This window comes from Chamaesiphon sp. GL140_3_metabinner_50 (assembly GCF_025361915.1).
Taxonomy (GTDB): Bacteria; Cyanobacteriota; Cyanobacteriia; order Cyanobacteriales; family Chamaesiphonaceae; genus Chamaesiphon.
The window spans coordinates 1-10412 of record NZ_JANYJC010000210.1; the positions used below are offsets into that span (position 1 = coordinate 1).

The 10412-nt window shown below is 45.3% G+C and carries 8 protein-coding genes; 4 read left to right on the forward strand and 4 right to left on the reverse strand.

Annotation, left to right across the window (positions count from 1 at the left end):
* On the forward strand, positions 1–109 hold a 109-nt coding region (locus tag Q0R35_RS10625), incomplete at its 5' end, for an IS1 family transposase (protein ID WP_295617405.1).
* Between the two features lie 549 nt (positions 110–658).
* On the opposite strand, the gene clpX is transcribed toward Q0R35_RS10625, so the two are convergent.
* From clpX to tig, 3 genes are all read right to left on the reverse strand, one after another.
* Entirely contained in the window at positions 659–2050 is a 1392-nt protein-coding gene (gene clpX / locus Q0R35_RS10630; protein WP_295617383.1) for an ATP-dependent protease ATP-binding subunit ClpX, read from the reverse strand.
* Between the two features lie 151 nt (positions 2051–2201).
* Entirely contained in the window at positions 2202–2849 is a 648-nt protein-coding gene (gene clpP / locus Q0R35_RS10635) for an ATP-dependent Clp endopeptidase proteolytic subunit ClpP (protein WP_295617386.1), read from the reverse strand.
* A gap of 184 nt (positions 2850–3033) precedes the next feature.
* The gene (gene tig / locus Q0R35_RS10640; protein WP_295617389.1) at positions 3034–4419 is read right to left on the reverse strand and encodes a trigger factor; all 1386 of its coding nucleotides are present in this window, start codon (positions 4417–4419) and stop codon (positions 3034–3036) included.
* 406 nt (positions 4420–4825) lie between these two features.
* Between tig and Q0R35_RS10645 the strand changes: the two genes are divergently transcribed.
* The 3 genes from Q0R35_RS10645 to Q0R35_RS10655 all read left to right on the forward strand — a co-directional run bounded on the left by Q0R35_RS10645 (position 4826) and on the right by Q0R35_RS10655 (position 9344).
* On the forward strand, positions 4826–5851 hold the full coding sequence (locus tag Q0R35_RS10645; RefSeq protein WP_295617392.1) for an aspartate-semialdehyde dehydrogenase: 1026 nt from the start codon (positions 4826–4828) through the stop codon (positions 5849–5851).
* 148 nt (positions 5852–5999) lie between these two features.
* Positions 6000–6932, forward strand: a complete 933-nt coding sequence (dapA, locus tag Q0R35_RS10650; protein WP_295617395.1) for a 4-hydroxy-tetrahydrodipicolinate synthase — start codon at positions 6000–6002, stop codon at positions 6930–6932.
* A 555-nt stretch (positions 6933–7487) separates the two neighbouring features.
* Positions 7488–9344: a ribonuclease J gene (locus tag Q0R35_RS10655; protein ID WP_295617399.1), complete on the forward strand. Its 1857-nt coding sequence runs from the start codon at positions 7488–7490 to the stop codon at positions 9342–9344.
* A 262-nt stretch (positions 9345–9606) separates the two neighbouring features.
* Here the strand turns inward: Q0R35_RS10655 and Q0R35_RS10660 are convergent.
* A partial coding sequence (locus tag Q0R35_RS10660) for an ATP-binding cassette domain-containing protein (protein ID WP_295617402.1) occupies positions 9607–10412 on the reverse strand: 806 nt, incomplete at its 5' end.

Sequence of the window (10412 nt, forward strand, 5' to 3'; positions counted from 1 at the left end):
AATTAAGCGACTGGCTCGTAAAACCATCTGCTTTTCTAAATCTGTTGTGATGCACGATATTGTGATTGGTTTGTTTATCAATCGGTTTGAATTTGGGTGTGCCATTTAACCTCCTCTCCACAGATCTAGAACATTACCGTAATGAGTTCACCCCCAATCCGGTATGTTTTCTAGTGTTAGTCTGCGTAGGCGGACTTTGCCTCACTAGCGGCGGTTTCGGAGCCTGCGCTTTGCGCTTACCGCAATGAGTCCACCCCAACTCTTAAAAACAAAATTGGCTGGTAAGTATCTTACCAGCCTGTGAAAGCTTAAACCCCGATTTCCCTTAGTAATGGTGAATTTACAGTTAGGTCAGCACTACTAAAAAAGAATTATTAAAATTCGTGTTGCTACATTTAAAAAAATTAAATTAGCGGTTTGAATCTATCTCTATAGCATACCCCGATTTGCTAGTTTCTCACATCAGCCATTTGATGCAACTTACTACCCAGTTAGCTCGGCGTTCGATGCTAACTAAAAAGCGCAGTCTAGCAATGATTTGAGATCGATACATCGATTTTATCAGGCGATCTCGATCGCCTGATAACTGAGTTTTGCGATCGATCTTGAAATCTCGCCTCAGACATTTGGCGCATCAATATTTCAGGGAACGATCGACCTAAGCTGACTCAGGTTTGGGAACGGAGGTAGGGTGAATCAATAATTCAGCAGTCGATCGTTTTTCCACCATTTCACGAGTAATAATGCAACGGGTCAAATCTTTGCGCGAAGGCAATTCATACATTACGTCAAGCATCAGCTCCTCCACAATCCCCCGTAAGGCTCTGGCTCCAGTCTTCCGGCGGTGAGCTTCTTTAGCGATGGCTCGAATTGCATCGGGATGAAATTCGAGGGCAACATTGTCCATATGCAGTAGCTTCTCATACTGTTTGACCAGCGCACTGCGAGGCTCTGTCAAAATTGAAACCAGAGTATTTTCATCCAATGGATTGAGAGTAGCAATCACTGGTACCCGACCGATAAATTCAGGAATTAGCCCATATTTAACTAGATCTTCAGGTTCTAAGTGTTTCATCATATCCGCTGCCCGCTGTTCGCGTTTGAGGGTTTCACCTTGTTGGATAAAGCCCATTGACTTTTTGCCCATCCGCTGTTCGATGACTTTCTCTAGCCCTACAAATGCACCGCCACAGATAAACATGATGTTGCTAGTATCAATCTGAATGCAGTCTTGATAGGGGTGCTTGCGACCACCTTGGGGTGGGACACTAGCAATTGTGCCTTCGAGCATTTTGAGTAGTGCCTGCTGGACACCTTCGCCGGAAACATCGCGAGTGATGGATGGGTTTTCACTTTTGCGGGCAATTTTATCGATTTCATCGATGTAGATAATGCCACGCTGGGCTTCCTCGACATCCATATCGGCGACTTGGAGCAGTCGAAGCAGGATATTCTCAACATCTTCACCGACATAGCCTGCTTCAGTCAGGGTAGTAGCATCAGCGACAGCAAAGGGTACATCCAAAACTTTGGCGAGGGTTTGTGCCAGCATCGTTTTGCCACAGCCAGTCGGCCCAATTAGCAAGATATTTGACTTTTGGAGTTCGACCCCATCATCGGTGGCGTTGGCTTTATGGACTCCATTTGCCCCTGTGGGTGCGGTAGCAGATTGCTGATTGCTACTTTGAGCTTGGGCATAGCTCAATCGTTTGTAATGGTTGTAGACGGATACAGAGAGGACTTTCTTGGCCTCATCTTGACCGATCACATGATCGTCTAAATATTTCTTTAGTTCGCGCGGCTTGGGCATCTGACTGAGATTCATCGGCACCGATTCGCGACGTTTGCGGGGTGGCTCCGATTTTGTGGGGGGATGAGGTACTGGCCCGTTCGGATCTAGTAATTCTTCATCGAGGATCTCATTACATAGCTCTACGCATTCGTCACAGATATAGACTCCTGGCCCAGCAATTAACTTGCGGACTTGTTCTTGGGATTTACCACAAAAAGAACATTTGAGATGGGAGTCATATTTATTGGAAGTTGGCATATTAGTGAGAGTGCCTCGTGAAGCACGAATAGTACGATCGGTTATTCAGTGATTGACAATCAGTTATCAGTTACCTTTACTGTCAGATATTTCATCAATGAGATCGGCAAGCCATGTGATGATTAATGTTTGCTGATAACTGCTGATGGATTTAAAGACGATCGATGGTGCGATCGATTAAGCCATATGCTTGAGTTTCTGCTGGTGACATCCAAAAATCACGTTCGGTATCTTCAGCAATTTTCTCGATCGGTTGTCCAGTATGATGCGCGAGTAAACCATTGAGATGATTTTTGAGATAGAGAATTTCTCGTGCCTGAATTTCGATATCTACTGCTTGTCCTTGAGCACCACCCAGCGGTTGGTGAATCATGATCCGCGAGTTGGGTAAGGACATCCGTTTCCCTTTAGCACCACTAGCTAGCAAAAATGCACCCATACTGGCAGCTAAACCATAACAAATAGTCACTACATCTGGACGAATTTGTTGCATAGTATCATAAATTGCCATCCCTGCGGTAATCGATCCACCAGGTGAATTGATATACAATTGGATATCTTTTTCGGGATCTTCTGCTTCCAAAAATAGCATTTGGGCGACTAATGTATCGGCAACATTATCGTTTACGTCAGTACCCAAGAAAATAATTCGTTCGCGTAATAATCGTGAGTAAATATCGAATGCTCGTTCGCCGACTCCAGATTGTTCTACCACCATCGGAATCACGTTGGTACCTGCGTAGATTTCGCTCTGGTTGTAACTAGTAATCGACCCGTAAGTAGAGTTAGATCCAATCATGATGGAATATGTAATAGAAAAGTCAAGATAGTATTTTCAAATAGGTGAATTTCACCTAACCTAATTGAATTATACCAATCTCTAGAGATTTAGGGGTTAGGATTTAGGCGTTAGGTTGGTGTAAGTGTCGGAAGTTTAAGTTCCCATCCCTAAAGCCTAATACCTAAAGCCTAAAGCCTAATACCTATTCCGCAACTGCTTCTGCGAGGATATTGATTGCTTCCGATTCGCCCTCAGCCGATTCCTCATCTTCATCGGCTGGTTTCAAGGAGCCTTCAGGTACCAATTCTATATTGGCATGTTCCTTGAGCCAATCTAGAGTTTTTTCCTTTTGGAGATCTTCTGTGATGTAGCTACGCAGGCGATTTTCGTCAATATTCTCGCCAGCTAATTGGGGGAGAATTTCGGACATTTTTGCCACAATATCTTCGTCACTAACGACGATACCTTCTTTCTGAGCAATTTCGACGATCGCGAGTTGCTGTTTGAGGTTATTGATTGCATCAGCACGACAATTCTCTTTCATTTTGGGAATTGTTTCACGAGTGAAGAGTTTATTGACATCCATTCCGTACTGACTAAATTGATTAGCCATTTGGTTGAGGATATTCATTGTCTCCCGTTCGAGCATTGTTTCGGGTAAATCGACATCAGCGATTTCGATCAAGGCTGTCTCGATCGCATTGATGATATTCTGGTCGGTAGATTTTTTTGCTTGCTCCTGAAAGCGAATCGCGATCGACTCTTGGTACTCAGTCAGGGTGTCAAAATCGCTTGCTTCCTTAGCAAAATCATCGTCTAAGCTGGGTAATTCCTGCTCTTTGAGATCTTTGAGAACAACATGAAATAGTGCGGGTTGAGCGGCTAAATCTTCACGGGGATAATCTGCGGGGAACACGACATTGACATCGCGAGTTTCGCCGATATTCATCCCGACAATCCCATGTACGAGATCGCTGATGAATTTCCCTTCTGATAGTTCGATGTCAAAGTCATCAGCTTGAGCACCGTTAATTTCGGTACCATCGGCTAGTTTGCCGTTGTAGTCAACCACAGCAATATCATCGAGTTTGGCAGCTCGTCCGACGACAGGAATAGTTGTCGCTTTTTCTCGGCGTTGTTGATCGATAAAATCTTCGACTTGGGCGGCATCGTAAACGATTTCTTCAGCTTTGACAGCCAATCCCGTATAGGTGCCAAGAGTCACCACAGGTGGTACATCTACCGTCGCCTTAAAAATAAAATTTTGTCCAGGGACATAGCTCAGCAGTAAGTCGTCAAAATTTGACGTGATTTGGTAGTTACCAATCGCGGGCACTTCGGCTTGTTTGATGGCTTCATTAATTGATGGTTCGAGCAAAGCTTCGAGTGCCATTGCTTTAATCTGAGCTTGTCCCATCCGTTGTAAGATTACTTGCCGAGGGATTTTCCCTTTGCGGAACCCAGGAATATTGGCACTGGTAGTCAATTTTTTGATTGACTGTTCGTAATATTTAGTCGTTTGGTCTCCGGTAACTTCAATTTGTAAACCAATCCGGCTGTGTTCGAGTTTTTCCTGGGTAACTTTCATGATGTGTATATCTAACAACAGTCGATGACGATATGTAGGGGGCAATGACGATCGCGTAATTTACCACCCGTTGGCGTAGCCTCTCCACAGGAGAATCGATCTATAATCGGTGCGACGATCGGTTCTACCCGATTGGATGACTTAACTCGCGGTCAGTCATTTCGACCTCACGCGCGATCGTCGCCGCATAACTTAACTATAATGCGAAGTTTAACTACGCGATTCATCTACTTGATGATAGTACATTGCTGTGAGGTATTAAGTATTTAGTATTAAGTATTTAAAATCGGGTTAAGATTTGGAAATGAGATTTTAACTTCAAGTGCCGCAGTCCGCTCGCGTGCGAACGGCAACTAGCAAAGAATTCAAATCGTTATTTTAGTCAATTTGCGTGGAGGTAGGGTGCTTGTCCGATTTATATCGCGTTGCTATTTTAGGAGCCACAGGTGCTGTCGGGACGGAATTAATCGAACTGCTTGCCAGTCGCAATTTTCCCATCGCCGAACTCAAATTATTTGCCTCTCCTAAGTCCGCAGGTACCAAGTTAAAGTTTAAAGGTACGGAAATTACGGTAGAGTGCGTGGGAGATCGATCGTTTGAAGGCATCGATATCGTACTGGCTTCGGCTGGTGGCTCAACCTCGAAAGCTTTGGCTCCTCAAGCGGTGGCGGCTGGTGCGGTAGTCATCGATAACTCTAGCGCGTTTCGGATGTTACCCGATGTGCCGTTAGTAATTCCCGAAGTCAATCCCCAGGCGGCAGCACAGCATCAGGGGATTATCGCCAATCCCAACTGTACGACGATTTTGATGGCAGTAGCGATTTATCCGCTCCACCAAGTTCAGCCGATTCAACGCATCGTCGCCGCCACCTATCAATCAGCCAGCGGCGCGGGTGCCAGAGCGATGGCAGAAGTCGAAACCCAAACTCGCGATATTTTAGATGGCAAGACACCTAAACCCGAAATTTTCCCCTATCCCCTAGCTTTTAATTTATTCCCGCATAACACCCCGATCGACGAATCGGGCTATTGTGAGGAGGAACTAAAAATGGTCAACGAAACTCGCAAGATTTTTGGCACTCCAGATTTACGAGTTACGGCGACATGTATCCGCGTCCCCGTTTTACGCGCCCACTCCGAAGCCATTAACCTCGAATTTGCCGCACCATTCGATCCAGACAAAGCTCGATCGATCTTAGCTACCGCTCCTGGTGTAAAATTAGTCGAAGATTGGACTAATAATTACTTCCCGATGCCGATCGATGCTTCAGGCAAAGATGAAGTCTTAGTCGGTCGGGTTCGGCGCGATATCTCTCACCCCAATGGGTTAGAACTGTGGCTCTGCGGCGACCAAATCCGCAAAGGGGCAGCTCTTAATGCCGTTCAGATTGCCGAATTGCTAGTCGAGAATAAGTGGCTCAAACGTAAGTAGACGATTTCGGATCTGGACTAAGACATCATTATCAGTGGGGGAGGGCGGGTTTGAATTAAATCATCAGTGTAAGCGTCACTGATGACATAAACCCGCCCCTACGGATCTTTCACCTAATACCTAACACCTAATACCTAACCCCTTCCCCATGACAATCGATTTCGGACGAGTCATCACGGCAATGGTTACACCCTTCGATAGGGATGGAAATGTTCACTATGCCGAAGCAGAAAAATTAGCCGTGCATTTAGTCGCCAATGGCTCGGATGGCATTGTGGTATGTGGGACGACTGGAGAATCGCCAACGCTGAGTTGGGATGAAGAATACCAACTATTCCAAGTCGTCAAATCAGCAGTAGGGGGTAAAGCCAAAGTAATTGCCGGAACTGGATCTAATTCTACCAGCGAGGCGATCGAAGCCACCCAAAAAGCTGCTAAACTAGGAGTAGATGGCAGTCTTCAAGTAGTGCCATACTATAACAAACCTCCACAAATTGGTTTGTACAAGCATTTCGAGGCGATCGCCGCAGCTTGCGACTTACCGATGATGCTCTATAATATCCCCGGACGTACCGGACAACAGTTAGAGCCAGAAACGATCGGTAAATTAGCCATATTAGATGGCATTGTGGCAATTAAAGAATCGACGGGTAATTTAGATGTAGCCAGTCAAATTCGGAGCCTCACGCCACCAGATTTTGCAATTTATTCAGGTGATGACTCGTTGACACTGCCGATGCTAGCTGTTGGCGGTAAGGGAGTAGTCAGCGTTGCCAGTCATTTAGTCGGCTCTGAAATCCAGGCGATGATTGCGGCATTTGCATCCGGTCAAAATCACCTAGCAATGACCATGCACATTAAAATGCTCTCATTGTTCAAAGGGCTATTTCTCGCCCCCAACCCGATGCCGATTAAAGCAGCATTAAAATTGCAAGGCTGGGAAGTCGGTGGACTACGATTACCAATGTGCGAATTACCGAACCAACTACTACCACAAATCGAACAGCTTTTGCACCAACAGGGATTAATGCCAGCTATGACTGGCGATTTAGCGATGCCGCAACCCGATCGAATTGGATAATTGCACCGCGATCGATTGACCGACTGCCAATAATATGATACAACTAAGGTAACGAGGAAAAATGCCAACGAGCCTGGAAACTGCTAGGTTAAAAATTGACGGGTTAGCAGCAACAGCCCGATCTAAATAGCAGATTCAAAACAGAACGAGTTCCGAACCGTTCGCCAAGTGTGCCATCGGCAATCGATTCTAAATAATGTGAGGCTAGCACCGAGCGACCTCAATGTTAAATAGTAAATATTCAGTTAGTTTAATAATAGCCAGTGCAAATTTCTAGCGCATAGTTTTAGTAATTATTATTTATTTTATATTCAATTTAAAGCGCGAACGGCATAGCCTGAAATAGTTTGAGCGGCTGTAGCGGCACTTTAAACTGACTGAATATTGGCGACCGAGTGCATCGGCACGAATGTCGAGTAGTGCGCCACAGCACCCAACCAAGTTTCGATTTTAATTATCGGATTCGATCGCTAATTGAGATTAGTAATGGCCGATCGATACATCGAAAAAACCAGTTTTGCAACATAATCATCCAACTATCTAAATTTAATCTAAATGAGTCCAATTCTCAAATCTTCCCTGACACCTGTAAAAGCAAAAAATCCTAACGAACCCACCCTGAAAATCATCCCATTGGGCGGTTTACACGAGATCGGTAAAAATACATGTGTCTTTGAAATTAACGACGAGATTTTACTACTCGATGCGGGGCTAGCATTCCCAACAGATGGAATGCACGGCATCAATATCGTCTTGCCAGATATGACCTATCTGCGGGAAAATCAGCACAAAATCAAAGGAATGATCGTCACCCACGGACATGAAGATCACATCGGTGGGATTCCTTATCACCTCAAGCAATTTGATATTCCAATTATCTATGGCCCTCGGCTAGCGATGGCACTATTACAAGGGAAGCTAGAAGAAGCTGGTGTTGCCGATCGGACTAAAATAAAAACAGTCGCCCCCCGCGATATAGTCAGAATTGGCGAATCCTTCTTCGTTGAGTTTATCCGCAATACCCACTCGATCGCCGATAGCTTTACAGTTGCGCTGCATACTCCCGTCGGTGTCGTTATCCATACTGGAGACTTTAAATTCGACCATACCCCCGTCGATGGCGAAGCTTACGACTATGCCAAACTCGCCGAACATGGTGAAAAAGGCGTACTGTGCCTAATCAGTGACTCCACCAACTCCGAGATTCCTGGCTTTACACCATCCGAGCGTTCGGTATTCCCCAACCTCGACAGGTTTATATCGCTAGCAAAAGGTCGGGTAATGGTCACCACCTTCTCATCTTCCGTTCACCGGATCAACATGACGATCGAGATCGCCATGAAGTACAATCGGAAAGTCTGCGTAGTCGGTCGATCGATGCTCAACGTGATCGCTCACGCTCGGAACCTTGGTTATATTAACTGTCCCGACGACGTATTCGAGCCGCTCCAATCAGCCAATCATCTCCCCGATGATAAAGTACTCATTCTAACGACTGGCTCTCAAGGCGAAACCCTAGCGGCGATGACCCGAATTGCTAACGGTCAACATCGTCAAGTCCGCATCCGCAAGGGCGATACAATTATCTTCTCAGCTAACCCAATTCCGGGCAACACCATTGCTGTAGTCAACACCATCGATAAATTGATGATGCAGGGTGCCAACGTCATTTACGGACGCGATAAAGGCATTCACGTTTCTGGACACGGTTGCCAAGAAGACCAGAAATTAATGCTGAGTCTGACTCGTCCTAAATTCTTTATCCCCGTTCACGGCGAACACCGGATGCTAATTAAGCATTCCCAAACCGCTCAAAGCACGGGCATTCCTGCCGAGAATATGGTCATTATTGACAATGGTGATATTGTCGAACTTACTGAAAATAGTATTGGCAAAAATGGCAAAGTGCCTTCTGGAGTACAACTAGTCGATAACGCTGGTATCGTCCACGACCAAGCACAGGTAATGGAAGAACGCAAACAGCTCGCCGGAGACGGTGTAGTTACCGTTGCGCTGGCAATCGGGCTAGATGGTAAAATGATGGTCAAACCCCAGGTTAACCTGCGTGGTGTGGTCACAGCCGTCGAACAGTCGCTAATCGCCGCGCTGATCCAAAAGACCATTGAAAATACTTTAATCGATCGGTGGGATCGGTTTGCACGTAAATTTGAATCAGGTCAGTTAGACATCGACTGGACTGGATTACAGATTGAATTAGAGTCTGCACTTCAACGGTTGGTACGTCGCGAATTGCAAAGTCGTCCGCTACTGGTATTAATGATGCAAACGCCTGAAGATGGCAACAAGCCAAGTACAGCGAATGTTGCGGTCGGTGCTGGTGTGGGTAACGATTCTAGCCCCGCGCCTATCGGTCGTCGCAAACAACGCTCGACAGCTAAAGTCGGATCGTAGATATTCGTTAATTGGTGGTTTTTAAAAATAAAACTGCTGCAATCCGCATTCTGTCGTCAACGATCTTCAAGATTGAAGCGATAAAATAGCGTCAGAGTTTTAAAATGAGAATTGCTGTAGGTTTCTAGGCTATTTTTATCAGCTACTTACTATGTACTGGCAAAGATCTGAGATAATTTAGGGTAGATAGAAGGTAGGTGTAATCTAAGATTGCACCTACCTTATTTTTATGTTGGCTTTTTTTCGCTGCGCTCGAACAAATCTAACTTTGCTGGCTAAATTGTCGAGCATAAAACTGTGCGTAGCGTCCAGATCGATCGAGTAATTCGCTGTGCGTACCCGCTTCGATAATCTCGCCATTTTCAATTACTAAAATGCGATCGGCTTTGCGGACTGTCGCCAAACGATGAGCGATAATAAATACCGTGCGATCTGCCATAATTCGCTCTAGTGCTTCTTGAACTAAGGCTTCCGATTCGGAGTCTAGCGCGGAAGTTGCTTCGTCGAGAATCAGAATGCGCGGGTTAAATAATACGGCTCTAGCGATCGCAATCCGCTGTTTTTGTCCGCCCGATAATGTGGTTCCTTTCTCGCCAACATAAGTATAATAACCTTGCGAAAGTTGGGAAATAAATTGATGAGCATTGGCAATTTTAGCAGCTTCTTCGACATCTTTAATATCGAAATCTGTTTGTCCAAAGGCGATATTTTGAGCGATATGTCCAGAGAGTAATACTGTATCCTGCGGGACGATGCCTATTTGACGGCGCAAACTTTTGAGCGTCACATCGCGAATATCGATACCATCGATCGAAATGCTGCCAGATGATACATCATGGAAGCGGTTTAATAAACTTAAAATTGTACTTTTTCCCGCACCTGAAGTGCCAACGAGCGCGATTGTTTCTCCAGATTTTACAGTCAGATTAAAATCTTTTAAAATAGGTTTATCGGATGTATAACCAAAATTAACGTTACGATATTCAATTTTACTAGTTGCTGGCGGCAGCACGATCGCATCGGGACGTTCGATAATTGTTTGCGGAATCGCAAGTAATTCAAAGACTC